The organism is Pseudomonas sp., from assembly GCF_049301935.1.
GTDB lineage: Bacteria > Pseudomonadota > Gammaproteobacteria > Pseudomonadales > Pseudomonadaceae > Aquipseudomonas.
Map to the genome: position 1 here is coordinate 1 of NZ_JBAQLP010000068.1, position 25999 is coordinate 25999.

At 61.4% G+C, this 25999-nt stretch carries 22 protein-coding genes and 3 pseudogenes; 17 read left to right on the top strand and 8 right to left on the bottom strand.

Annotation, left to right across the window (positions count from 1 at the left end):
* The 5 genes from WA145_RS10265 to WA145_RS10285 form a co-directional block, all read left to right on the top strand.
* Positions 1-764 (top strand): acyl-CoA dehydrogenase family protein (locus tag WA145_RS10265; protein ID WP_422581485.1); only part of this gene is annotated, 764 nt, incomplete at its 5' end.
* Between the two features lie 18 nt (positions 765-782).
* On the top strand, positions 783-2390 hold the full coding sequence (locus WA145_RS10270; protein ID WP_422581486.1) for a carboxyl transferase domain-containing protein: 1608 nt from the start codon (positions 783-785) through the stop codon (positions 2388-2390).
* A gap of 91 nt (positions 2391-2481) precedes the next feature.
* Positions 2482-3276: a gamma-carboxygeranoyl-CoA hydratase gene (locus WA145_RS10275; RefSeq protein ID WP_422581487.1), complete on the top strand. Its 795-nt coding sequence runs from the start codon at positions 2482-2484 to the stop codon at positions 3274-3276.
* A 64-nt stretch (positions 3277-3340) separates the two neighbouring features.
* The gene (locus WA145_RS10280) at positions 3341-5329 is read left to right on the top strand and encodes an acetyl/propionyl/methylcrotonyl-CoA carboxylase subunit alpha (RefSeq protein WP_422581488.1); all 1989 of its coding nucleotides are present in this window, start codon (positions 3341-3343) and stop codon (positions 5327-5329) included.
* A gap of 133 nt (positions 5330-5462) precedes the next feature.
* Positions 5463-6371, top strand: a complete 909-nt coding sequence (locus WA145_RS10285) for a hydroxymethylglutaryl-CoA lyase (protein WP_422581489.1) — start codon at positions 5463-5465, stop codon at positions 6369-6371.
* Between the two features lie 143 nt (positions 6372-6514).
* Here the strand turns inward: WA145_RS10285 and WA145_RS10290 are convergent, their stop codons facing one another.
* The 4 genes and pseudogenes from WA145_RS10290 to WA145_RS10305 form a co-directional block, all read right to left on the bottom strand.
* A complete protein-coding gene (locus WA145_RS10290) occupies positions 6515-6601 on the bottom strand; it encodes a hypothetical protein (protein ID WP_422581511.1) in 87 nt (28 codons plus the stop codon).
* 44 nt (positions 6602-6645) lie between these two features.
* Positions 6646-6959: pseudogene (locus WA145_RS10295) on the bottom strand (acetyl-CoA C-acetyltransferase); the annotation flags it as partial.
* Between the two features lie 178 nt (positions 6960-7137).
* On the bottom strand, positions 7138-7794 hold the full coding sequence (locus tag WA145_RS10300) for a CoA transferase subunit B (protein ID WP_422581490.1): 657 nt from the start codon (positions 7792-7794) through the stop codon (positions 7138-7140).
* 33 nt (positions 7795-7827) lie between these two features.
* Positions 7828-8526, bottom strand: a complete 699-nt coding sequence (locus tag WA145_RS10305) for a CoA transferase subunit A (RefSeq protein WP_422581491.1) — start codon at positions 8524-8526, stop codon at positions 7828-7830.
* Positions 8527-8651: 125 nt separating this feature from the next.
* Here WA145_RS10305 and WA145_RS10310 point away from each other — a divergent pair, with 125 nt between their 5' ends.
* Positions 8652-9569, top strand: coding sequence for a LysR family transcriptional regulator (locus tag WA145_RS10310; protein WP_422581492.1), 918 nt, complete (start codon positions 8652-8654; stop codon positions 9567-9569).
* 136 nt (positions 9570-9705) lie between these two features.
* On the opposite strand, the gene WA145_RS10315 is transcribed toward WA145_RS10310, so the two are convergent.
* On the bottom strand, positions 9706-10674 hold the full coding sequence (locus tag WA145_RS10315) for a GlxA family transcriptional regulator (RefSeq protein WP_422581493.1): 969 nt from the start codon (positions 10672-10674) through the stop codon (positions 9706-9708).
* A gap of 224 nt (positions 10675-10898) precedes the next feature.
* Here WA145_RS10315 and choX point away from each other — a divergent pair, with 224 nt between their 5' ends.
* The 6 genes from choX (at position 10899) to WA145_RS10345 (ending at position 18045) form a co-directional block, all read left to right on the top strand.
* Entirely contained in the window at positions 10899-11837 is a 939-nt protein-coding gene (choX, locus tag WA145_RS10320) for a choline ABC transporter substrate-binding protein (RefSeq protein ID WP_422581494.1), read from the top strand.
* A gap of 88 nt (positions 11838-11925) precedes the next feature.
* A complete protein-coding gene (locus WA145_RS10325; RefSeq protein ID WP_422581495.1) occupies positions 11926-12813 on the top strand; it encodes a 3-keto-5-aminohexanoate cleavage protein in 888 nt (295 codons plus the stop codon).
* A gap of 95 nt (positions 12814-12908) precedes the next feature.
* Complete coding sequence (locus tag WA145_RS10330) at positions 12909-13874, top strand: L-carnitine dehydrogenase (RefSeq protein WP_422581496.1); 966 nt, start codon at positions 12909-12911, stop codon at positions 13872-13874.
* 95 nt (positions 13875-13969) lie between these two features.
* The gene (locus WA145_RS10335) at positions 13970-14458 is read left to right on the top strand and encodes a thioesterase family protein (RefSeq protein WP_422581497.1); all 489 of its coding nucleotides are present in this window, start codon (positions 13970-13972) and stop codon (positions 14456-14458) included.
* 84 nt (positions 14459-14542) lie between these two features.
* Entirely contained in the window at positions 14543-15730 is a 1188-nt protein-coding gene (locus WA145_RS10340) for a gamma-butyrobetaine dioxygenase (protein WP_422581498.1), read from the top strand.
* A 359-nt stretch (positions 15731-16089) separates the two neighbouring features.
* Positions 16090-18045: an acetoacetate--CoA ligase gene (locus tag WA145_RS10345; protein WP_422581499.1), complete on the top strand. Its 1956-nt coding sequence runs from the start codon at positions 16090-16092 to the stop codon at positions 18043-18045.
* 51 nt (positions 18046-18096) lie between these two features.
* Here the strand turns inward: WA145_RS10345 and WA145_RS10350 are convergent, their stop codons facing one another.
* Positions 18097-19323, bottom strand: a complete 1227-nt coding sequence (locus WA145_RS10350; RefSeq protein WP_422581500.1) for a PilT/PilU family type 4a pilus ATPase — start codon at positions 19321-19323, stop codon at positions 18097-18099.
* Positions 19324-19485: 162 nt separating this feature from the next.
* Here WA145_RS10350 and WA145_RS10355 point away from each other — a divergent pair, with 162 nt between their 5' ends.
* The 3 genes from WA145_RS10355 (at position 19486) to WA145_RS10365 (ending at position 21799) form a co-directional block, all read left to right on the top strand.
* A complete protein-coding gene (locus tag WA145_RS10355) occupies positions 19486-19764 on the top strand; it encodes a peptidylprolyl isomerase (protein ID WP_422581501.1) in 279 nt (92 codons plus the stop codon).
* Positions 19765-19769: 5 nt separating this feature from the next.
* The gene (locus tag WA145_RS10360) at positions 19770-20117 is read left to right on the top strand and encodes an MmcQ/YjbR family DNA-binding protein (RefSeq protein ID WP_422581502.1); all 348 of its coding nucleotides are present in this window, start codon (positions 19770-19772) and stop codon (positions 20115-20117) included.
* Positions 20118-20212: 95 nt separating this feature from the next.
* A complete protein-coding gene (locus WA145_RS10365) occupies positions 20213-21799 on the top strand; it encodes an ABC-F family ATPase (RefSeq protein WP_422581503.1) in 1587 nt (528 codons plus the stop codon).
* Positions 21800-21899: 100 nt separating this feature from the next.
* Here the strand turns inward: WA145_RS10365 and WA145_RS10370 are convergent, their stop codons facing one another.
* A complete protein-coding gene (locus WA145_RS10370; protein WP_422581504.1) occupies positions 21900-22880 on the bottom strand; it encodes an alpha/beta fold hydrolase in 981 nt (326 codons plus the stop codon).
* A gap of 86 nt (positions 22881-22966) precedes the next feature.
* On the bottom strand, positions 22967-23797 hold the full coding sequence (locus tag WA145_RS10375) for an undecaprenyl-diphosphate phosphatase (RefSeq protein ID WP_422581505.1): 831 nt from the start codon (positions 23795-23797) through the stop codon (positions 22967-22969).
* 253 nt (positions 23798-24050) lie between these two features.
* Here WA145_RS10375 and WA145_RS10380 point away from each other — a divergent pair.
* Both WA145_RS10380 and WA145_RS10385 read left to right on the top strand, forming a co-directional pair.
* A pseudogene (locus tag WA145_RS10380) lies at positions 24051-24824 on the top strand (CHASE3 domain-containing protein); the annotation flags it as partial.
* A gap of 270 nt (positions 24825-25094) precedes the next feature.
* Positions 25095-25682: pseudogene (locus tag WA145_RS10385) on the top strand (methyl-accepting chemotaxis protein); the annotation flags it as partial.
* Positions 25683-25999 lie beyond the last annotated feature (317 nt).

A 25999-nucleotide genomic window follows, 5' to 3' on the forward strand; every position in this document is an offset into this window, starting at 1 on the left:
ACGCCGGCTCCGACGTGGTGTCGATGAAGCTGCGCGCGGAAAAGCGCGGCGACCGCTACGTGCTCAACGGCAACAAGATGTGGATCACCAACGGCCCCGACGCCCACACCTACGTGATCTACGCCAAAACCGACATCAACGCCGGCTCACGCGGCATGACCGCGTTTATCGTCGAGCGTGACTACAAGGGTTTCTCCCGCCACCAGAAGCTGGACAAGCTGGGCATGCGTGGCTCCAACACCTGCGAACTGGTATTCGAGGATTGCGAAGTCCCGGAAGAGAACATTCTCGGCGCCGAAGGCGGCGGCGTGCGCGTGCTGATGAGCGGCCTGGACTACGAGCGCACCGTGCTCTCGGGCGGCCCGACCGGGATCATGACCGCCTGTATGGACGTGGTACTGCCCTACGTGCACGAACGCCAGCAGTTCAAGCAGTCAATCGGTGAGTTCCAGCTGGTGCAGGGCAAGCTGGCCGACATGTACGCGGGCATGAACGCCTCCAAGTCCTACCTGTACAACGTGGCCAAGGCCTGCGATCGCGGCGAGGAATCGCGCAAGGACGCCGCCGCGGTGATCCTCTACACCGCCGAGATGGCTACCAAAATGGCCCTGGACACCATCCAGCTGCTCGGCGGCAACGGCTATACCAACGAGTACCCGGCCGGTCGCCTGCTGCGTGACGCCAAGCTCTATGAGATCGGCGCCGGCACCAGTGAAATCCGCCGCATGCTGATCGGCCGCGAACTGTTCAACGAAACCAAATAGCCTGACGGAGCGCGCCAGATGGCCATTCTGCACACCCAGATCAACACCCGTTCACCGGATTTCGCCGCCAATAGCGCCGCGATGCTCACCCAGGTAAACGACTTGCGCACCCTGCTCGCCCGCGTTCATGAAGGCGGCGGCGCCAAGGCCCAGGAACGCCATACCTCGCGCGGCAAACTGCTGCCGCGCGAGCGGATCAACCGCTTGCTGGATATTGGCTCGCCGTTTCTCGAAATCGGCCAGTTGGCTGCCTATGAGGTATACGGTGAAGAGGTACCGGCGGCAGGCGTGGTGGCTGGCATCGGCCGGGTCGAAGGTGTGGAATGCATGATCGTGGCCAACGACGCCACGGTCAAAGGCGGCAGCTACTACCCGCTGACCGTGAAGAAGCACCTGCGCGCGCAAACCATCGCCCAGCAGAACCGCCTGCCCTGCATCTACCTGGTCGACTCCGGCGGTGCCAACCTACCGCGCCAGGATGAGGTATTCCCCGACCGCGAGCACTTCGGGAGGATCTTTTTCAACCAGGCCAACATGTCGGCCATGGGCATCCCGCAGATCGCCGTGGTGATGGGCTCCTGCACCGCTGGCGGTGCCTACGTGCCAGCCATGGCGGATGAAGCGATCATGGTGCGCAACCAGGCCACCATCTTTCTTGCTGGCCCGCCGCTGGTAAAAGCCGCCACCGGTGAAGTGGTCAGCGCTGAAGACCTCGGCGGTGCCGATGTGCACTGCAAAACATCGGGCGTCGCCGACCATTACGCCGATAATGACGAACACGCCCTGGCGCTTGCCCGCCGCTCAATTGCCAACCTCAACTGGCGCAAGCTCGGCGTGCTGAACAACCGTGCGCCGATCAATCCGCTGTACAACTGCGAAGAGCTGTACGGGGTGATTCCTGCAGACGCCAAGCAGCCCTTTGATGTGCGTGAAGTGATCGCCCGCACCGTCGACAGCAGCGTATTCGATGAATTCAAGGCGCTGTTCGGCACCACTCTGGTGTGCGGCTTTGCGCATATCCACGGTTATCCGGTAGCGATCCTCGCCAATAACGGCATCCTGTTTGCGGAGTCGGCGCAGAAAGGCGCGCACTTTATCGAACTGGCCTGCCAGCGCGGCATTCCGTTGCTGTTCCTGCAGAACATCACCGGCTTTATGGTCGGGCAGAAGTACGAAGCCGGCGGCATCGCCAAGCACGGCGCCAAGCTGGTCAACGCCGTGGCCTGCGCCAAAGTGCCGAAGTTTACCGTGATCATCGGCGGCAGCTTCGGCGCGGGTAACTACGGCATGTGCGGCCGTGCCTACGATCCACGCTTTCTGTGGATGTGGCCGAATGCGCGGATTGGTGTGATGGGCGCCGAACAGGCCGCCGGCGTGCTGGTGCAGGTCAAGCACGAACAGGCCGCCCGCGCCGGGCAGAGCTTCTCCGCCGAAGACGAAGCCGCACTTAAACAACCGATCCTCGAACAGTACGAGCGCCAGGGCCACCCCTACTACTCCAGTGCGCGCCTGTGGGACGACGGTGTGATCGACCCGGCGCAAACCCGTGAGGTACTGGGCCTGGCCCTTTCCGCCAGCCTTAACGCACCGATTGAGCCGACTCAGTTCGGCGTATTCCGCATGTGACCGTAGGGTGGATGACGCCCCACCCATCCACCCGCTGGATGATCCAAGGTGGAAGAAAAGAGCGTCTTCCACCCTACATGAGGACAGATTGATGACAACGTTCACCACTATCGAACTTGAGAAAGATCCACGCGGCTTTGCCACGCTCTGGCTCAACCGCGCCGAGAAGAACAACGCCTTTAACGCCGAGATGATCCGCGAGCTGATTCTCGCCCTCGACGCGGTAATGGCCGACAAGAGCCTGCGTTTCCTCCTGCTGCGCGGCCGTGGCAAGCACTTCTCCGCCGGCGCCGATCTGGCCTGGATGCAGCACGCGGCGACCCTGGACTACACCGCCAACCTCGCCGATTCACGCGAGCTGGCCGAGCTGATGCACAACCTCTACCAGTTGAAGATCCCGACCCTGGCCGTGGTGCAAGGCGCGGCCTTTGGCGGCGCGCTGGGGTTGATCAGCTGCTGCGACATGGCCATCGGCACCCTTGACGCCCAGCTGTGTCTGTCCGAAGTGCGCATTGGCCTGGCCCCGGCGGTAATCAGCCCCTTTGTCGTACAGGCCATTGGCGAACGTGCCGCGCGGCGTTATGCGCTGACCGCCGAGCGCTTTAGCGGCCAGCGGGCGCAGGAGCTGGGGCTGTTTGCCGAATGCTATGCCACCAATGCCATGGAGCAGGCCGTGGTCGAGTGGGTCGACACGCTGCTGCTCAATAGCCCTCAGGCCATGCAGGCCAGCAAGGATCTGTTACGTGAAGTCGGCAGCGGCGTACTGACCCCGGCGCTGCGCCGCTACACGGAAAACGCCATCGCCCGCATCCGCGTTAGTCCCGAAGGTCAGGAAGGTCTGCGCGCTTTCCTGGATAAACGCAAACCCGCCTGGCAAGAGCAATAAGCATGAATATCCCCCGCAATAGCCGGCTGGATAAACGCCCATACCGCCGCCAGGAGCCACACGCATGAATCTCAAAGCTATCGATACCCTGCTGGTAGCCAACCGTGGCGAGATCGCCTGCCGGGTGATGCGCACGGCCAAGGCCATGGGCATCCGGACCGTGGCGGTACACAGCGCCATCGACACAAATGCGCGTCATATGCGCGAGGCCGATCTGGCGGTCAATCTGGGCGGTGCCAAACCGGCAGACAGCTACCTGCGCATCGACGCGCTGATCGACGCGGCCAAGACCAGCGGCGCCCAGGCCATCCACCCCGGCTACGGTTTTCTCTCCGAGAACGCCGGCTTTGCCCGTGCCATCGAGCAGGCCGGGCTGATTTTTCTCGGCCCGCCCGCCGCCGCCATCGACGCCATGGGCAGCAAATCCGCCGCCAAGGCGCTGATGGAGGCCGCTGGCGTGCCGCTGGTGCCTGGCTATCACGGTGAAGCCCAGGATGTAGAAACCTTCCGGGTCGCCTCTGAGAAGATCGGTTACCCGGTGCTGCTCAAGGCCGCCGCAGGCGGTGGCGGCAAGGGCATGAAGGTGGTCGAGCGCGAGAGCGAACTGGCCGAGGCCCTGGCCAGCGCCCAACGTGAGGCGCAGTCGTCGTTCGGCGACTCGCGCATGCTGGTGGAAAAATACGTACTCAAGCCGCGCCATGTGGAGATCCAGGTGTTTGCCGACCAGCACGGCCACTGCCTGTACCTGAATGAGCGCGACTGCTCGATCCAGCGTCGCCATCAGAAGGTCGTCGAAGAAGCCCCGGCCCCCGGTCTGTCAGGCGAACTGCGCCGCGCCATGGGCGAGGCCGCAGTCAAGGCCGCCCAGGCCATTGGCTATGTCGGGGCTGGCACCGTGGAGTTTCTGCTGGATGAGCGCGGCGACTTCTTCTTTATGGAGATGAACACCCGCCTGCAGGTCGAACACCCGGTCACCGAGCTGATCACCGGCCTGGATCTGGTCGCCTGGCAGATTCGCGTGGCCCGTGGCGAGGCGCTGCCGATCAGCCAGGAACAGGTGCCGCTGATGGGGCACGCCATCGAGGTGCGGCTGTATGCGGAAGATCCGGACAACGATTTTCTGCCCGCCACCGGCACCCTCAAGCTGTACCGCGAAGCCAATGCCGGCCCAGGCCGTCGGGTCGATAGCGGCGTCAACGAAGGCGATGAAGTCTCGCCCTTCTATGACCCGATGCTCGGCAAGCTGATCGCCTGGGGCGAGAACCGCGAAGAGGCGCGCCTGCGCCTGCTGGCCATGCTCAAGGAAACCTGTGTGGGCGGGGTGCGCACCAACCTGGCGTTTCTTTCCCGCGTGCTGGCTCACCCGGCCTTTGCCAATGCCGAGCTGGATACCGGCTTTATTCCGCGCCATGAAGCACAGCTGTTACCACCAGTAAGCGAGCTGCCGGGCGAGTTCTGGCAACTGGCTGCCGAGGCTTTTGTACAGAGTGAAACACCGCGCCAGCGCCATGACGACTTGCATTCGCCCTGGAGCAAGCATAACGGCCTGCGTTTGGGGCTGCCCGCGGAAACCGATCTGCACCTAAGCTGCAATGGTAATGAGCGCAAAGTACGCCCCAACAATAGCGCCCGCCTGAACGGTGATTGGTTGACCTGTAGGAGCGAGCTTGCGCGCGATGCCGTGACCGCGAACGAGCTCGCTCCTACAGAGGTGGAGCGTCGCCTGCGTGCCATTCGCCAGGGTGACACCCTGTATCTGCACTATGCCGGTGAGCTGCACGCGATCACCCGCTTCGACCCGATTGCCGAAGTCGAGGCCAGCCATCAGCATCATGGCGGCCTGACCGCGCCGATGAACGGCAGTATCGTGCGCGTGCTGGTGGAGGCCGGCCAGCAGGTTGAGGTCGGCACCGCCCTGGTGGTGCTGGAGGCGATGAAGATGGAACACAGCATCCGCGCACCGCATGCTGGAACGGTCAAGGCGCTGTATTGCGGCGAAGGCGAGATGGTCAGCGAAGGTGCCGTGCTGGTGGAGCTGGAGGAAGCCCTGTGATGGGTATCGCCCGGCTCAACCCATCCAACCCGCTCAGCCCATCCGCGCCTGCCGTAGGATGGGTTGAGCGCAGCGATACCCATGCTGCTAAGCACAAGGTTTGATCGCCAAACCGAACAACCAAGGAACACATATGAGCCTACCCAAACAAGTGCGCCTGGTCGAAGTTGGCCCGCGCGACGGTTTGCAGAACGAGCAACAGCCGATCAGCGTGGCCGACAAGGTACGCCTGGTCGATGACTTGTCGGCCGCCGGCCTGGGCTATATCGAGGTGGGCAGTTTTGTCTCGCCCAAGTGGGTGCCGCAGATGGCCGGCAGTGCCGAGGTGTTTGCGCAGATCCAGCAACTGCCAGGTATCGTCTACGCGGCGCTGGCACCCAACCTGAAAGGCTTCGATGCCGCCGTTCAGGCCGGTGTAAAAGAGGTCGCAGTATTTGCCGCAGCCAGCGAGGCCTTCTCGCAGAAGAATATCAACTGCTCGATTGCTGAGAGCCTGGAGCGCTTTGTGCCGCTGCTGGACGCTGCCCGCCAGCATGGCATCCGCGTGCGCGGTTATGTTTCCTGCGTGCTGGGCTGCCCCTATGACGGCTCTGTGGCGCCCGAGCAGGTCGCCAGCGTGGCCCGCGAGCTGTACGCCATGGGCTGCTACGAGGTGTCGTTAGGCGACACCATCGGTGCCGGTACCGCCGGAGCTACCCGCCACCTGTTCAACGTGGTCGGCCGCGAGGTGCCACGCAACCTGTTGGCCGGGCACTTCCATGACACCTACGGCCAGGCCCTGGCGAATATCTACGCCAGCCTGCTGGAAGGCATCAGCGTATTCGACAGCTCGGTCGCGGGCCTGGGCGGCTGCCCGTACGCCAAAGGCGCCACCGGCAATGTTGCGACCGAAGATGTGCTGTATCTGCTCGCAGGCCTGGGCATCGAAACCGGTATCGATATGGACAAGCTGATTGCCGCTGGCCAGCGTATTTGCACGGTACTGGATAAGCCCAATGGCTCGCGGGTGGCACGGGCCCGTTTGGCACAGCTCTCAGCTTGAGCCCAGGGGCCCTGCCTGGCCGCGGCCATCCGCTAGGGCGGCATTTTTGTTCAGCAACCGCTGGCTCTCGCAGAAAAGTGAAAAATGCCGGCTCGCGTTAATTCTGCGAACTGGCGTGTTCGTCGCTATGCATAGCCGCGTCATCAGGCCCGTTCGATGGCCAATGCCACACCTTGACTGCCGCCGATGCACAGGGTGGCCAGGCCCTTCTTGGCATCGCGCTTGATCATCGCGTGCAGCAAGGTGACCAGAATGCGGCAGCCGGAGCCGCCAATCGGATAGCCTGGGCACCCAGGTGCAGGGCTTTCAGACCCGAGCCGCAGACCTTGTTCAGGGTCAGGGCCGGCACGGCCGGCAGGCCAGCGAGGATCACCGCCTGACGCGCCGGGTTCTGCCCGGAGCCTGCGGTCAGCACCTGGCCGAGGATCACTTCGTCGACCTGGGCGCCGTCCAGACGTCCAGACCGGTCTGTTGCAGCAGGCGGCGGATTACCGCTGCGCCCAGTTCCGGTGCCGGGATATTCGCCAGCGCACCCTGGAAGCTGCCGATGGCGGTGCGGGTGGCGGCGACTATTACGACTTCTTGCATGTTTGACACTCCTCGCGCGGGTTGCGCCTGGGCCGTAGGTTGGCGTTGAGCGTAGCGATACCCAACAAACAGGGGCCGGATGACGAACGATGGGTATCGCTTCGCTCAACCCATCCTGCGAACAAAAAACGCGGCGGGGGCAACCCTATGTTGGCGTCCTCCGGGGGCGGTAGAGCAATCAGAAGCTCATTTCGACCACATCGTCCGGTACGATCAGCGGACCTGCAGTCTTGCTGACGATCTCCTCGACGCTCACCCCCGGGGCGCGTTCACGCAAGATAAAGCTGCCGTTGTCGATCTCCAGATAGGCCAGGTCGGTGAGCACCTTGCGGATGCAGCCGCAGCCGGTGAGCGGCAGGCTGCAGTGCTTGAGCAGCTTGGACTCGCCATCCCGGGAGGCGTGGGTCATGGTCACGATGATGTTGTCGGCGCCAGCCACCAGGTCCATAGCGCCGCCCATGCCCTTGATCAACTTGCCAGGGATCATCCAGGAGGCAATGTTACCGGCCACGTCCACCTCGAAGGCGCCGAGCACGGTGAGGTCGACATGGCCGCCACGGATCATGGCGAACGAGTCGGCCGAGGAGAAGATCGAGGCGCCTTTACGGGCGGTAACCGTCTGTTTGCCGGCGTTGATCATGTCGGCGTCCAGCTCATCCTCGGTCGGGAAAGCGCCCATGCCGAGCAGGCCGTTTTCCGATTGCAGCATCACATCGATGCCGTCCGGCACGTAGTTGGCCACCAGGGTCGGGATGCCGATGCCCAGGTTGACGTAGTAGCCATCTTTCAATTCGCGCGCCACACGCTGGGCCATCTGTTCACGGGTAAGTGCCATGGGTGCTTCCTCGTATTCGTCTTGTTGTTGTGGTCAGGCGCGCAGGGTGCGCTTCTCGATACGCTTCTCGAAACTGCCCTGGATGATGCGATCCACGTAGATGCCCGGGGTGTGAATGTGTGCCGGGTCAAGCTCGCCGGGTTCGACGATTTCCTCCACCTCGACCACGGTGATGCGCCCGGCAGTGGCCACCAGCGGGTTGAAGTTCTGTGCGGTGTGGCGATAGATCACATTGCCAAAATGGTCGGCCTTCCAACCTTTGACGATGGCAAAGTCGCCGGTGATGGCCGGTTCCAGAATGTAGTGGCGGCCATTGATTTCGCGTGCTTCCTTGCCTTCGGCGACCGGGGTGCCGTAGCCGGTGGCGGTGAAAAAGGCCGGGATACCGGCGCCACCGGCGCGCAGCTTCTCCGCCAGACTGCCCTGCGGGGTCAGTTCCACTTCCAGCTCGCCGCTGAGCAGTTGCTGCTCGAACAGCGCGTTTTCGCCGACATAAGAGGCGATCATCTTGCGAATCTGTCGGTCTTCCAGGAGCACGCCAAGGCCGAAGCCGTCGACCCCGCAGTTGTTGGAGACCACGGTCAGCCCCCGCACGCCGAGGCGGTAGATTTCGGCGATCAGGTTCTCCGGGATGCCGCACAGGCCGAAGCCGCCGGCCAGTACGGTCATATTGTCGGTCAGCCCGGCCAGGGCCTCCGCGTAACTGCCTACCCGCTTGTCGAGTCCACTCATATCGCTGCGCCTCTTGTCATTGTCGGTTCGGCAGCCGTGCCGCCAGAAAGCGATTGAAAGCTTCACCGCTGCGGACTGATTTGTTAAGTTTGTTTTTCTAAGCAATTAATCAGAAAAACAAACCAATGACCGTCAAGCAACTGCGTGCCTTCCTCGCCGTGGCGCAGAGCCTGAGCTTCGCCCAGGCCTGCGAGCGCCTGCACCTGTCCCAGCCGGCACTGAGCCTGGCGATCAAGAATCTGGAGGAATCCCTCGGCGGCCCGTTGCTGGTGCGTACCACCCGCAGAGTCGGCCTGACCCCGGAAGGCGAGCTGCTGCTACCGATCGCCCGGCGCCTGCTGGCCGACTGGGACAACACCGAGGAACTGCTACGCCAGCACTTCACCCTGCAACTGGGCAAGGTTGCCATCGCCGCCATGCCGTCATTTGCCGGCAACCTGCTGCCGATGGCGCTCAAGGCCTTCCGCGACCGCTATCCGAAGGTCAACGTGGCAGTGCATGACGTGATCAACGAGCAAGTGCTGGAGATGCTGCGCAATCGCCGGGTCGAACTGGGTATCGCCTTCGAGCCGGAAGCCCTCGATGGCTTGGACTTTATCCCCTTCTATACCGACCGCTTTGTCGCCGTGGTACCTGCTGGCTGTTCGCTGGCCGAGTTGCCCGAACTGAGCTGGGCGCAGTTGCTGAAAGAGCGCTTTATCACCTTGCAACGCCCATCTGCGGTGCGCCTGCTACTGGAGGAAAGCATCGCGGCCCAACATGGCAAACTGCAGGTGGCCTTTGAGAGCCATCAACTGGTGACAGTCGGCCGCATGGTCGCCCAGGGCCTCGGCGTGAGTGCGGTACCGAGCCTGTGCATCCAGCAGATGCAAGAGCTCGGCGCGCGCTGCATCGCCCTCTCTGCGCCGCAGGTGGAACGCCGCGTCGGCCTGCTGCGCCTGGCCGGGTACGAGTTGTCGAGTGCGGCCCAGGCCCTGAGCGATGTGCTGATGCACATCACGGACTGGAATACTCTGAATATTCCAAGGGATCTACACCGTTAGCACGGACTCTTTGCACCTCTGCTTGCGCCTGCCAGCGTACGCGGCGTCGGCGAAGATCATGTGCTTCAGCGGAAAAACTCGGCGGGTGGACTCCGGGGATTTTTGCCAAAATATGGACGTCTTCTTCAGCGTTTCCTTACAGGGGCGCCCCCTCTGACTGCAGCTGCGTGTACTCATGACGGTCCTGGCTAGGGCAGGTGGCAAAGCGCACGCGATAACAGCGTGAGAAATACGAGGATGATTCAAAACCGCAGGCCACTCCAACTTCCAACACCGTCATATCGGTTTGGCGTAACAGTTGCCGGGCTTTATCCAGCCGCAATGCAAGGTAGAAACTGGAAGGGGTTTCGTTGAGGTGTTGACGAAATAACCGCTCCAGTTGCCGCGGCGTCACCTTGATCAGCTCAGCCAAGGCCTGTGAACTCAGTGGCTGTTCACTCCTGCGCTGCATCTCGCCAATCACCTGCACCAGCTTCTTATTGTGTACGTCGTAGCGGCTGGCGATCTGCATACGCTGGTGGTCCTGACGCGAACGGATCCGGCCGAGCACAAACTGTTCGGACACTTCGAGGGCCAGCGCTTCGCCATGCTCACGACCAATCAGGGTCAGCATCAGGTCAAGGCTGGCAGTACCGCCGGCGCTGGTGATGCGTTTACCGTCAATTTCGAAAAGCTCCTGGGTGACGGTCAGGCACGGATAACGCTCCTGAAAGGCTTCAATGGCCTCCCAATGAAGGGTCAGGCGCTGCGCGCCGAACAGGCCGGCTTCGGCCAAGACAAAGCTGCCGGTGTCGATGCCACCGAGAATGGCGCACACACGCTCGGCACGGTGCAGCCACTGTGTCAGTCGGTGATCGACGGTGGCCAGCGGCTCAAAGCCGGCCACCACAAATAGGCTGTCGCTGGCTGCTGGTAGCTCCAGCGCAGTATCAACATTGAGCGACATACCATTGCTGCTTTGCACCGCTCCACCATCCGCGCTGAGCAGCCGCCAGCGGTAGCGCTCACGACTGAAGCGGTTAGCCACGCGCAACGGTTCAATGGCCGACATCAGGCCCATCATGGAAAAACCAGGCATGAGCAGAAATTGGAAGGTGTGGGGCATGGCCATGAGTTCGTTCAATAAGGGCCTTCACTAAAAGCCAGTTTGGCCGTCGGGGCAAGTGAGAGCGTCGCTATGGTTCAACAGGTGGTCGCTCTAGTGCGTTTATCCTGCGCCTACGCTGCGTAGTGTTACGCCATCGGGTGCATACAGGCCTGAGCATGGGAGGGGGCGCTAGCGCTCCGCGAGAACAACAAGCAAACCCAAACGCCATACGAGGTACACTGATGATAGGTATCAAGATGATCGCCGGCTGCTGTTTACTAAGCGTATTCAGCTCGTCGCTATTGGCTGCCGAACAGGCCAGCTGTCAGAAGGCACGCATCGGCCTGGTTGGCTGGACCGACGTAGTGGCCACGACCGCTGTGGCCAGCACCCTGCTCGAAGGCCTTGGCTATGCAACCACGCAGACCCAAGCATCGCAGCAAATTATCTTTTCCGGCATCCAGCGCGGCCAAATCGACTTTTTCCTCGGTTACTGGAAACCGTTGATGGACGACAACATCAAGCCATTCCTCGCCGACAAATCAGTCAAGGTGCATGACGAGCCGGGGCTCGCCGATGGCATTTCCAGCCTGGCAGTGCCCAGCTACCTGGCCGATGCAGGCCTGAAAACCTACGCCGACATCGCCAAATTCAGGAAGGAGCTGGGCGGCAAAATCTACGGTATCGACCCAGGTACCGGCGCCAACACCACCATCCAAAAGATGATCGACAGCAACCAGTTTGGCCTCGGCGGCTTCGAGCTGATCGAGTCGAGCGAATCGGCCATGCTGGCTTCCGTCAGCCGTGATGCGCGAAGCAAAAAGCCTGTGGTGTTCTTCGGCTGGAAGCCGCACCCAATGAACATCAAGATGGACGTGACCTACCTGACGGGCAGTGAAGACGTCTTCGGTGCCGATGAAGGCCTGGCCACCGTCTGGACCGTCACCGCACCCGACTATGCCGAGCGCTGCAGCAATGTCGACCGGTTGCTGAACAACCTGCGCTTCACCGCCGCTCAGGAAAGCCAGTTAATGGCGCCGATCATGGAGCGAAAAGATGCTAAAGACGTCGCGCGCAACTGGCTGAAGGAAAACCCGCAAGAACTGAGCAAGTTCTTGGCCGGGGTCACCACCTTCGAAGGCCAAGATGGCCTCAGCGCCATGCAGGCTGCGCTTAAGTAACGCCACGCTGCCCCCTTAATCAATCACCGTGCTGTGCGCCCCTCAGGGCGCCCGGCATCCATTCGCCTCGAATAAGGATGGAAACCCCATGAATTATGAAGTCATCGTCACCTGCGCTGTCACCGGAGCCGGCGATACCGTTGGCCGCCACCCGGCCATTCCAGTTACCCCCAAGCAAATCGCTGACGCCGCCATCGAAGCGGCCAAAGCCGGTGCGACGGTTGCCCACTGCCATGTGCGCGATCCCAAGACCGGCAAACCGAGCCGCGATGTCGAGCTGTACCGCGAGGTGGTCGAGCGCATTCGCGAGAGCGATACCGATGTCATCATCAACCTCACCGCCGGCATGGGTGGCGACCTGGAGATCGGCCCGGGCGAGCAGCCTCTGGAGTTCGGTGCCGGTACCGACTTGGTAGGCCCGATGACCCGTCTGGCGCACATCGAAGCCCTACGCCCGGAAATCTGCACCCTGGACTGCGGCACCCTGAACTTCGGCGACGGCGACTACATCTATGTCTCCACCCCGGCGCAGTTGCGGGCCGGCGCCAAGCGCATCACCGAACTGGGCGTAAAGGCCGAGCTGGAAATTTTCGACACCGGCCACCTCTGGTTCGCCAATCAGATGATCAAGGAAGGTCTACTCGAAGACCCTCTGTTTCAACTGTGTCTGGGTATCCCATGGGGCGCCCCGGCCGACACCACCACCATGAAGGCCATGGCCGATAACCTGCCGGCGGGCATTAACTGGGCGGGCTTCGGCATCGGTCGCATGCAGATGCCGATGGTCGCTCAAGCCATGTTGCTGGGCGGTCACGTGCGGGTAGGCCTGGAAGACAACATCTGGCTGGACAAGGGCGTGCATGCCACTAACGGTCAGCTGGTCGAACGCGCCATTGAAATCATCCAGCGCCTCGGCGGGCGGGCACTGACCCCGGCTGAGGGGCGCGCCAAGATGAACCTTAAGCCACGCCGCTGAATTGCAGCCATACCCGTCAGCCGTGCGGCGCTAAGCCGCAGGCGTTCGAATTGCCAGCCCCGGATGATCTCCGGGCTACCCACGCAGGAGCCGCCATGGCCTTTATCACTGAATTAAAAACCTTCGCCGCGCTTGGCACTGGCGTGATTGGCGCCGGCTGGATCGCCCGCGCCCTGGCTCATGGCCTGGACGTCGTGGCCTGGGACCCGGCGCCCGGCGCCGAAGCGGCATTGCGCGAGCGCATCGCCAATGCCTGGCCAGCCTTGCAGCAGAAGGGCTTGGCCCCCGGTGCCGCGCCGCAGCGCCTGCGCTTCGTTGCCACCATCGGAGAATGCGTAGCTGATGCCGACTTCATCCAGGAAAGTGCCCCCGAGCGACTGGAACTGAAACTCGACCTGCATGCCAAAATCAGCGCGGCGGCGCGGCCCAATGTGCTGATCGGCTCAAGCACCTCGGGCCTGCTACCCAGCGAGTTTTATGCTGACGCCATCCATCCTGAGCGGTGCGTGGTCGGTCACCCGTTTAACCCGGTGTACCTGCTGCCGTTGGTGGAAGTGGTCGGTGGCGCGAAGACTGCGCCAGAAGCGGTGCAGGCCGCCATTCAGGTCTACACCAGCCTGGGCATGCGGCCGCTGCATGTGCGCAAGGAAGTACCAGGCTTTATCGCCGACCGGCTGCTTGAGGCGCTATGGCGCGAGTCGCTGCACCTGGTCAACGACGGCGTGGCCACCACCGGCGAGATCGACGACGCGATCCGCTTCGGCGCCGGCCTGCGCTGGTCGTTCATGGGCAGCTTCCTGACCTACACCCTGGCGGGCGGCAACGCCGGCATGCGCCACTTTATGTCGCAGTTCGGCCCGGCCCTGAAGCTTCCCTGGACCTACTTAGAAGCACCAGAACTGACTGACGGCCTGATCGACAGCGTGGTCGAAGGCACCACCGAGCAGCAAGGCCGGCGCAGCATCGCCGAACTGGAGCGCTACCGTGATGACTGCCTAATGGCGGTGATGGGCGCGATCAAGGCGACCAAGGCCAAGCACGGCTTTGACTTTGCCGATTGAGTGATTGCTCACCTGCCCACGCCCCTCTCTGGCCGTACACGCGGTAAGGCAGGGGCGTGATGATTTCACACAGCGATGATTACAGGTACTACCCCATGCCCACACCGTCAGCACTCACTACCTATCAAACGCCGATCCTGGCCGAGTGGGTGGACTACAACGGCCACCTGCGCGATGCTTTCTACCTGCTGATCTTCAGCTTCGCCAGCGACGCCCTGATGGATCAACTGGGTCTCGACGAGGCGGGGCGTGCCCGCACCGGGCATACCCTGTATACCTTGGAATGCCACTTGAACTTCCTCGACGAAGTCAAGCTCGGTGAGACGGTTGAAGTGCACACCCAGGTGCTCGCCCACGACCACAAACGGCTGCACATCCACCACAGCCTGCACCGCTTAGGTGTGGCCGACGCCTTGGCCGAGAGTGAACAAATGTTGATGAACATCGATGTCAGCACCTCGCGCTCGGCCATCTTCGATGCGCAGGTGATGCAGCAGGTGCACATGCTAAGCGCGGCGCATTGCACGTTGGCGATTCCGGCGTGTGTGGGCAGAACCCTTGGCCTCCCTCCGGCCCGGGCTTAGCACGCAGCGATTAGCGGCACCGCTCAGGCATTCACTACCCATTTCGACAACCGTCTGTTCCGCGCCCCCTACAAGGAAATTGCCATGAACGCAGTAGATTCCGTCCTCGACGCCGCACCGGTTGCTGACTGGCGTAGCTACCCGATCCACGTCGCCTTGGTGGGTGTGCAAACGGCAAACGACCACCTGGCCGTCACATGGAGCGATGCCCGGGTCAGCCCCTTCCATCACCAGTGGTTGCGCGACAACTGCTCCTGCAGCCAGTGCGTGTACAGCGTGACCCGCGAACAATTGTTCGAGATTGTCGACGTGCCGCCAGAACTGCACCCCCAGCGCACACGGATTGATGAACAAGGCCAACTGCTGATCGACTGGCAGGACGGCCATCACAGCCGCTTTCACCCCGGCTGGTTACGCGCCCACGCCTACGATGACGCCTCGCGCGCTGAGCGCTTGGCACAGCGCCCACAGAGCCGGCTATGGGGCGCAGAAATGAGCGCGCAACTGGCGCAGTTCGACTACCCCACCGTCATGACCGATGATCACACCTTATTGCAGTGGCTGCTGGCGGTGCGCGACATTGGCCTGACCCAGCTACGCGAGGTGCCGACCACTGAAGACGTTTTGCCCGCGCTCGCCAAGCGCCTCTCGTTTATTCGCGAGAGCAACTTTGGGGTGTTGTTCGACGTGCAGTCCAAGGCTGACGCCGACAGCAATGCCTACACCTCGTTCAACTTGCCGCTGCACACCGACTTGCCGACGCGCGAATTACAGCCGGGCCTGCAGTTTCTGCATTGCCTGGTCAACGATGCCACAGGCGGTGAAAGCGTCTTCGTCGACGGCTTCGCCATTGCCGAGGCCTTGCGCCAAGAAGCGCCTGAGCTGTTCCGCACCCTGTGCGAAACGCCCGTCGAATTCCGCAATAGAAGCCGCACCAGCGACTACCACTGCCTGGCGCCGATCATTGCCCTAGACGCCTACGGGATGGTCAGTGAGATTCGCATGGGTAACTTCCTACGCAGCGCCTTCGATGTACCGGTTGAGCAGATGGCGGCGCTGTACAGTGCCTACCGGCGCTTCATCACGATGACCCGTGAACCGCGCTTTCGCGTGCAGCGCAGGCTGGATGCCGGGCAACTCTGGTGTTTCGACAACCGTCGCGCCCTGCATGCCCGCACGGAGTTTGACCCAGCGAGTGGTGCACGGCACTTCAAAGGCTGCTATATCGATCGCGACGAGTTGCTCTCGCGCATACGCGTGTTGCAGCGCTGAGCCATGTCTGGCAGGCCGTTGAAAAACCTAAGCGAGGCAGCCGAGACAAGGCTAAAACAGGCGAAAAGGCAGAATTTACTGCTGTAAATGAGCACTTTGAGCCTGTTTAGCGCCGTATCGGCAACACAGGTGGTTTTTCAACAGCCCGCTAACGCTTATGCGTAGAGACGGGCCGAACTGTTTTAGGCGTTGGTTGCTTAACGCTTGAAGGTGGACGTCAGCCCATCCGCTTATGCTAATGCTGTGGGTTCACCTGATGCAGAACTGGTTCGGCTAGCGACTCATCCAGCTCGCAGGCGCTAGGCTTGCGACAACCAGCCCGGCCACCGGCCGGCATAACAAGAATTTGAGGAAGCACAATGCAACAGCCCCTGTGGACGCCTTCTGCCGAACGTATCGCGGCGACGCGGATGGACGCCTTCCGCCGCTTCGTCAATCAGCGTCACAGCCTGCACCTGGCGGACTACCCAGCCCTGCATGCCTGGAGCGTGGCGCAGCGTGAAACCTTCTGGCAGGCCATTGTCGAGTTCTTCGAGATACGTTTTAGCGCTCAGCCCGAGTGCGTGCTGCAAGAAGGCCCGAGCATGCCTAGCGCCCACTGGTTTCCTGGGGCCACCCTGAACTTTGCCGAACACCTGCTGCGCCGCCGCGACAACCATCCGGCCCTGGTGGCCATTGGCGAGGATGGTTCGCGCGAGCAACTGAGTTACGCCGAGCTGGCTGCCCACGTCGCCGGCCTGCAAAAAAGCCTGCGCGCTGCTGGCGTCGGCAGCGGCGACCGGGTGGCAGCCTTTATGCCCAACACCTGGCAAACCCTGGTCGGCATGCTCGCCGCCAGCAGCCTGGGGGCGACCTGGTCCTCCTGCTCGCCGGACTTTGGCACCCAGGGGGTGATCGACCGTTTCGGCCAGATCGAACCCAAGGTGCTGATCGCCGCCGCCGGCTACCGCTACGCCGGCAAAAACCTGGACCTGACCAGCAAGCTCAATGAAATCCTCGAACGCCTGCCCTCGCTTGAGCTGCTGATTGTGCTGCCCTACGCCAATACCCAGGCCAAAGCCGCCGACTTCCGCTCGACGGCCACGGTCGCGCTGTGGCAGGACTTCTACCAGCCCGGCGGCGAGCCCGAATTTACCCAGGTAGCCTTCGATCACCCGCTGTATATCCTCTACTCCAGCGGCACCACCGGCGTACCCAAGTGCATCGTCCATGGCACCGGCGGCACCCTGCTGCAGCACGTCAAGGAACTCGGCCTGCACACCGATCTGCATGCCGACGACACACTGTTCTACTACACCACCTGTGGCTGGATGATGTGGAACTGGCTGGTCTCGGGCCTGGCCCTGGGCGCCACCCTGGTGCTGTTCGACGGCTCGCCCTTCCACCCCGGTGCCGAGCGCCTGATCGACCTGATCGATGCGGAAAACATCAGCATCTTCGGCACCAGCGCCAAGTTTCTCGCGGCGCTGGAAAAAGCCGGTGCCAAGCCGGGCCAAACGCACAGCCTGCAACGACTCAAGGCGATTCTGTCGACCGGCTCGCCGCTGTCCCACGAGAGCTTCGAGTACGTCTACTGCGAGATCAAAGCCGATCTGTGCCTGTCGTCGATCTCCGGCGGCACCGATATCGTCTCCTGCTTTGCCCTCGGCAACCCGGTGCTGCCGGTGTGGCGCGGCGAGCTGCAATGCAAGGGCCTGGGCATGGACGTGCAGGTGTGGAATGACGCCGGCCAGCCGCTGACTGGCGAGAAAGGCGAACTGGTCTGTGCCCGGCATTTCCCCAGCATGCCGGTGGGTTTCTGGAAGGATGCCGACGGCAGCAAGTTCCAGGCGGCCTATTTCGACACCTTCCCCGGTATCTGGGCCCACGGCGACTACGCAGAAATCACCGAGCACGATGGGCTGGTGATTCACGGGCGCAGTGACGCGGTACTCAATCCCGGCGGCGTGCGCATCGGCACCGCCGAAATCTATCGCCAGGTGGAAAAGGTCGAAGCCGTGCTGGAGTCCATCGCCATCGGTCAGGAGTGGGACGACGACGTGCGGGTGGTGTTGTTTGTGCGCCTGCGTGAGGGCATCGAACTGACCGACGCGCTGCAAACGCAGATCCGTCAGGTGATCCGCGCCAACACCACACCGCGCCATGTGCCAGCGAAGATCATCGCCGTGGCGGATATCCCGCGCACCATCAGCGGCAAAATCGTCGAGCTGGCGGTGCGCAATGTGGTGCACGGCAAACCGGTGAAAAACACCGACGCCCTGGCCAACCCACAGGCGCTGGAGCTATATCGCGACTTGCCGCAACTCAGGGACTGATCAGCCCAGCTGCAACGCTAAAGCAGGAGCCTTGACCATGGAGCGGGCCGCTCAAGTACTGCTGCGGCCCGGGTCCTCCGGCGGTTCATCCGCCTCGATATCTTCCAGCTTAAGTTCCAACCCCCAGCTGGGCTGGGCCGGCACTGCAGGCGCTGCCGGCACACTACCTGGCGCCGCCTGGGCGGTCTGCGCCGCTTGGGCTGCGGCGTTGGCCGGGTTCTCGCGGTGCAGCTTGAGTTTGAGCCGCACGTTGTTCGCCGAATCGGCATTTTTCACCGCTTCCTCTTCGTCAATCGAGCCTTCATGCACCAAGTCGATCAAGGCCTGGTCGAAGGTCTGCATGCCGATATTCTTCGACTTCTCCATGATTTCCTTGATATCGCCAAAATCGCTGCGCTTGATCAGGTCACGAATGGTCGGCGTGCCCAGCAGCACTTCCACTGCGGCACGGCGCTTGCCGTCGACGGTCTTGACCAGGCGCTGGGAAATAAAGGCCTTGAGGTTGTTGCCCAGGTCATTGAGCAGCTGCGGCCGCCGCTCTTCCGGAAAGAAGTTGATGATGCGATCCAGCGCCTGGTTGGCGTTGTTGGCATGCAGAGTGGAAATGGCCAGGTGGCCGGTGTCAGCGAAGGCCAGGGCATGCTCCATGGTCTCGCGGTCGCGAATTTCGCCGATCAGGATCACGTCCGGCGCCTGGCGCAGGGTGTTCTTCAGGGCGGCGTGGAAGCTGCGGGTATCCACCCCCACCTCGCGCTGGTTGATGATCGACTTCTTGTGCTTGTGCACATATTCCACCGGGTCTTCGATGGTGATGATATGGCCGCCGCTGTTGCGGTTGCGGTAGTCGATCAGCGCCGCCAGGGAGGTCGATTTGCCCGAGCCGGTGCCGCCGACGAACAGCACCAGACCGCGTTTTTCCATAATGGTCTTGAGCAGCACCTCGGGCAGCTTCAAGTCCTCGAACTTGGGGATGTCCATCTTGATATTGCGCGCGACGATGGACACCTCGTTGCGCTGCTTGAAGATATTGATGCGAAAGCGTCCCACGCTGGCAATCGAGATCGCCAGGTTCATCTCCAGTTCGCGCTCAAATTCCTCGCGCTGCAGGCTGTCCATCACACTGTTGGCAATGGCCGCCACTTCTCCGGATTTCAGCGGTTCCTGACTCAGGGCCTTAAGCACGCCATTGAACTTGGCGCAGGGCGGCGCTCCAGTGGACAGGTACAGGTCGGATCCGTCCTGGCTGGAGAGAATGTTGAGCATTGCGGTGAGGTCCATGGCGAGCAGATCCGTCGAGGTGGAAGTGGGTAAGTGGTAACCAGTAACCTTAGGTTAGAAGCGCCGGGCTTTCCGCCCGCGCGTGCGGCGAATATCCGGCGTCATTCTGCTGGCGCATTCCGGCTGGCACAATAGCGGGTCGATCAATCTGAGGAAGTCATCATGGCCAAGGCAATGTGCCGCCATATTCTGGTCAAGACCGAGGCTGAGGCCGCCGCGCTAAAGAAACGCATTGCGGCTGGCGAGGCCTTCGATGTGCTGGCGCGCAAATATTCCACCTGCCCGTCCGGAAAAAAAGGCGGTGACCTGGGCGAGGTACGTCCAGGGCAGATGGTGCGCGCCATCGACCAGGTGATTTTCAAAAAGCCCCTGCGCGAGGTGCATGGGCCGATCAAGAGTCAGTTCGGCTACCATCTGGTGCAAGTCTTCTACCGCGAGTAACCGCCATGACCCCGCAGCACGTTGCCGAGCTTTGCCTGAGCCTGCCCGGTGCCCGTGAGGACATCAAATGGGGCGGCGTGCGGGTGTTCTCGGTGGCAGGCAGCAAGATGTTTGCCCTTATTCACCTAGCCGGCCACGATGGCCTGGCCTTCAAGGTCGACGACGACCTGTTTCTCGGCTTCTGCGACCGTCCCGGTATTCGCCCCGCCCCCTATCTGGCCCGCGCCCGCTGGGTCAGCATGGCCGCGCCCTACCCCCTGGGCGACGCCGAACTGAGCGAACTGCTGACCCGCTCTCACCAATTGGTGGTGGCCAAACTGCCCAAGCGTCTCAAGCTGGCTCTGTTGCTGTAGCCCCATCCATCCCATTGATCTGCCCAAGGCCGGCGTAAACCGCTACAATCGCGCCCCCTTCGCGCCCATGCGCCCGCTTATCTGGACCAAGATTCGTGATCTCCACCGCCAACATCACCATGCAATTCGGGGCTAAGCCCCTGTTCGAGAACGTTTCCGTGAAGTTCAACAACGGCAACCGTTACGGTCTGATCGGGGCCAACGGCTGCGGTAAGTCGACCTTTATGAAGATTCTTGGCGGCGACCTGGAGCCCAGCGGTGGTCAGGTGATGCTGGAGCCGAACGTGCGCCTGGGTAAGCTGCGCCAGGATCAGTTCGCCTACGAAGAATTCAGCGTGATCGACACCGTGATCATGGGGCACGAAGAGCTGTGGAAGGTCAAGGCCGAGCGTGATCGCATCTACTCGCTGGCAGAGATGAGCGAAGAAGACGGCATGAAGGTTGGCGAGCTGGAAGGTGAGTTCGCCGAGATGGACGGCTACACCGCCGAATCCCGTGCCGGCGAGTTGCTGCTCGGCCTGGGCATCCCGCTGGAGCAGCATTTCGGCCCGATGAGCGAAGTAGCGCCTGGCTGGAAGCTGCGCGTACTGCTGGCCCAGGCACTGTTCTCCGATCCGGACGTGCTGCTGCTGGACGAACCGACCAACCACCTGGATATCAACACCATCCGCTGGCTGGAAGCGATTCTGACCGTGCGTAACAGCACCATGATCATCATTTCCCACGACCGTCACTTCCTCAACTCGGTCTGCACCCATATGGCCGACCTGGATTACGGCGAGCTGCGCCTGTTCCCGGGCAATTACGACGAGTATATGACCGCTGCGACCCAGTCGCGCGAGCAGTTGCTGTCGGATAACGCCAAGAAGAAGGCGCAGATTTCCGAGCTGCAGAGCTTCGTCAGTCGCTTCTCGGCTAACGCCTCGAAAGCTAATCAGGCCACCAGCCGCGCCAAGCAGATCGACAAGATCCAGCTGGCCGAGGTCAAGCCATCCAGCCGCGTCAGCCCGTTTATCCGCTTCGAGCAGAACAAGAAGCTGCACCGCCAGGCCGTGATGGTCGAGAAAATGGCCAAGGGCTTCGACGGCAAGACCCTGTTCAAGAACTTCAGCTTCCAGGTTGAAGCCGGCGAGCGCGTGGCGATCATCGGCCCCAACGGTATCGGCAAAACCACCCTGCTGCGCACCCTGGTCGGCGAGCTGAGCCCGGACGCCGGCAGCGTTAAATGGACCGACAGCGCGGAGCTCGGCTACTACGCCCAGGACCACGCCCACGACTTCGAAGACGACGTGACCCTGTTCGACTGGATGAGCCAGTGGACCCAGGGCGAGCAGATGGTGCGCGGCACCCTCGGCCGCATGCTGTTCAGTAACGACGAGATTCTCAAGTCGGTGAAAGTCATCTCCGGTGGTGAGCAAGGCCGCATGCTGTTCGGCAAGCTGATCGTGCAAAAACCCAACGTACTGGTGATGGACGAACCGACCAACCACCTGGACATGGAGTCCATCGAGTCGCTCAACCTGGCGCTGGAGAACTACCCCGGCACGCTGATCTTCGTCAGCCACGACCGTGAGTTCGTCGGCTCCCTGGCCACGCGCATCATCGAGCTATCGCCTAACGGTATCACCGACTTTAGCGGTACCTACGACGACTACCTGCGCAGCCAGGGCGTGATCGTGTAAACCCCACCGCATAAAAAACGCCCCGTTCGAGCAACCTCGGACGGGGCGTTTTGCTGTGTGCCGAATCAATAAACCGGCCGTTAGTTGCCCAGCAGCGCCGTCAGAGTGGCTGTTGGAGGGGATAGTGCAGCCCTAAGAAATGAAGCAGCAGCTGATTAACCTGCTCGGCCTGCTCGTTCTGAATCCAGTGCCCGCAGTCCTGCAGCACATGCTGTTCAAGCCGGGCGATGCGCTTGGGCATCTGTTTAAGGGTGTAAGCCTCCAGCGTACCGACCGGGTCCTTATCACCGAGCAGAAACAGCGCGGGCTGTGCAATCTGTCGATCAGCCAGGGCCTCGGTGCGCTGCCAGTTACGCTCGAAGTTGCGATACCAGTTCAGCGCGCCGTAAAAGCCGCGGCCCTCGAAGGTTTTCAGGTAATGATCGAAGGCTGCACTGTCACACCAGGCCGGCAGCGTGCCAGGGTCTTGCATACCATCGAACAATCCGGCACCCGCGGGTTTTTCCTGTAGAAAGTGATCCCTGGGTACGGCCGCCGAGGTGTTGTGCATCATCATGCGCAGGGTGCGCGGGATGTCGGCATCCATCTGCGCCTCGGCCACGCCAGGCTCTTGGAAATGCAGGATGTAATGAAAGCGCCCGGCATACAGCTGGCGCATGATCTCGATGGCCGGCTGCCTGGGCCGCCCGCCAAACGGCACGGCCATGCCCACCACTGCCTTCACCCGCTCGGGCTCAAGCAAGGCCAGGTGCCAGGCAATCGGCGCGCCCCAGTCGTGGCCGACCATGCAGGCCTCATGCTGACCAAGAGCGTCCATGGCCGCCTGGATATCGGCGCAAATCGTCAGCAGGTCATAGGCTGCAGGATCACGCGGCGCGCTGCTCTGGCCATAGCCGCGCATTTCCGGGATCAGCACGCGGTAACCGGCAGCCGTCAGCGGTGCGATCTGCTGGCGCCAGGAATGCCAGCACTCGGGAAAACCGTGCAGCAGCCAGATCGGCCGCCCCGTCGCGGGACCTGCACGGTAAAGACTGAGTTGGATACCGTTGACCGAGAGCAACTGATGTTCGAGCGGGTGCATGTGCGCCTCCTTTAGCCAGCGCCACTATGACAAAGGCGCACCCTGGGGTGCGCCTTTAATCCATCTGCCGAATACAGCTTAAGCAATCAGCCCTGCGCCGTGCTCCAGTCAATCCACTGCAACTGCCAGGTTGCCAGAATCAGCAAGCCGAAACCGATGCGGTACCAGGCAAACGCCGCATAGCTGTGCTTGCCGATAAAGCTGAGCAGCGCCCGCACCGCAATCATGGCGAAGATAAACGAGGTGACAAAACCGATGGCAAACACCGGCAGATCACTGACTTGGAACAGCTCGCGGTACTTGTAGCCGGAGTACACCGCGGCACCGACCATGGTCGGCATGGCGAGAAAGAAGGAAAACTCGGTCGCCGCCTTGCGCGACAAGCCAAACAGCAGACCGCCGATAATCGTCGCGCCGGAACGTGAAGTCCCCGGAATCATCGCCAGGCACTGGGCGCAACCGATTTTCAGGGCATCCTTCCAGGTCATGTCATCCACGCTCTCGGCATGGACCAGGTGCGTGCGCCGCTCGGCCCAGAGCATGATCACCCCGCCCACCACCAGCGCCAGCGCCACGGTGATCGGGTTGAACAGGTAATGGTGGATAAGATCGGCAAACAGCACACCCAGCGCCACGGCCGGCAGAAAGGCGATCAGCAGATTGGCGGTAAAGCGTTGCGCCTGCGGCTCTTTCGGCAGGCCCACAACAATGTCGAGAATCTTGCGCCGGTACTCCCACACCACCGCGAGAATTGCCCCCAGTTGGATGATGATATTGAAGGCCATCGCCCGCTCGCCGCCAAAACCGATCAAGTCGGCGACGATGATCTGGTGACCGGTGCTGGATATCGGTAGAAACTCGGTAATCCCTTCAACAATGCCCAGTATCAGTGCCTGAAAGGCCGCCCAAAAATCCATCCAATCTCCTAGCCCGCAGCGTCCACTGCACGAAATATATTAATGAGTAATTAGCCTGCAAGCATGGCGAGTCTCGGACTCCCGTCTTACCCCGAGGTTCCGATGACACAGAAAAGCTGGCAACCCCCTCAGGTTTACCGCGCAGGTGCCGAAATGCTATCAGAGAAACTGGCTATAACGCCGCGCTGGTCCTTCGTTGTACGCACTTAAAATGCGGACTGACCAGATAACAAGTCGTAGGAGTGCTTACTTCATGCTGTCCAATCTGAGTATTTCCCAAAAACTGTATGCGGGCTTCGCAGTGCTACTGGCCATCATCCTGCTGCTGGTGTTGAGCACCTGGCGCGGATTCAACCAAGTCAACAGCGCAGTGGCGAGCAACATTCACACCTACACCGTGATCAGTGAAGCGGATGCCCTACTCAGCAGCCTGATCAACATCGAAACCGGTATGCGCGGTTATGCCATCAGCGGCAAGGACACCTTCCTGGCGCCCCTGCAAGAAGGCGAACGCACCTTCAGCCTGAGCTATAACACGCTCAAACGCCTGACAGCAGACAACCCAGCACAACAACGGCGGCTGGATGAGATCCAGCGTTTCAAACAACAATGGTTTGTCGAAGACATTCAGGCCAGTGTTGACCTTCGCCGTGCAATCGTCAGCGGCCAAGCGCAGATGGATAGCATTGTCGAACGCATCAGCGAAGGACGCGACAAGGCCAAGATGGATGCCATGCGTGGGCAAATTGCCGAGTTACGCAGCGCGGAAGAACAGCTTCTCGATAGCCGCAGCGAAGAAATGCGCGGCGCCTCAAGCATGGCCCTGGGCATCCTTATCGGCGGTGGTGTGCTGGTCGGTGTGCTCGCCGTGATCATTGCCCTGACCCTCTCCTCCAGCATCGTGACCCGCCTGCGCCAAGCCGTCGAGGTCGCCCGCGCGATTGCCGACGGACGCCTGGACTCAAGAATCGACAGCCATGGCGGCGATGAAATCGCAACCCTGCTGGCCGCGTTTTCCGCCATGCAAGAGCGCCTGCGCAGCATGATCACCCAGATCAAGCAAGGTGCTGAGCAACTGGTGCAGGCTTCGCAGCACATCTCCAGTTCATCCGAGCAACTGTCTGCGTCCACCCGCGACCAATCGCATGCGGCCGCCTCGATGGCAGCCACCGTGGAAGAGCTGACCGTGAGCATCAACCACGTGGCGGAAAACGCTGGCGAAGCGCATGCCATTTCCACTGCCTCGGGGCAGCAGTCGCAAGACGGTGGCAAAGTGATCCAAAACACCCTAGAAAGCATGCAGAAGATTGCCAATACGGTGCAGCAATCGGCCTTACAAATCGCCGAGCTGGGCCAGCATTCAGATCAAATTACTTCGATCGTCAATGTGATCAAGGCAATTGCCGACCAGACTAACCTGCTCGCCCTCAACGCCGCCATCGAAGCGGCACGCGCCGGTGAGCAGGGCCGCGGTTTTGCCGTGGTCGCCGACGAGGTGCGCCTGCTGGCGCAACGCACCAGCAACTCCACCCAGGAAATTGCCGATATGGTGCAGAAGATTCAACACGGTACGCGGCATGCCGTGGAGAATATGGAAGTCGGCGTGAATTTAGTCAAAAATGGCGTCGAGCAGGCTAATCAGGCCGGTGAGGCCATCGTACAGATTCGCCAAGGCTCGGCCAGGGTGATCAGCGTGGTGGACCAGATCAGTATCGCCCTGCGCGAGCAAACAGAAGCCAGCCAGGATGTTGCACGCAACGTCGAGCGCATTGCGCTGATGTCGCAACAGAACAGCCAAGCCGTCGAAGAAACCTCATTGACAGCTCACTCCCTGAATCACTTGGCAAAAAATTTAGAGCAGCAAGTAGGACAATTTCATCTTTAACACGCGCTAGCGAAGAGTCAGGGGGGCACAGTGACGCGAACCATGAGGCTAGACAACAGTCGTTCTTATTGATGATTCTTGCAGCCACCGCGTCCATACTGTTTTCTGGATGCGGCGCTGCTGTACTAATAAATGGCTCTGCCCCTATTGTGTGTTACGAGTCGATCAACCCTAGGTTGGTTGGAGGCGCACAGCGGTGAAAACCAACGATTTATGCCGACGCCTGTTGGACCTCGTTGTGAGAGGCGCCGACCTACCGCTTGCATGCAACACTTAATTGGGACACGGCCTGATAAATCGTCAAAATATAACTAGCT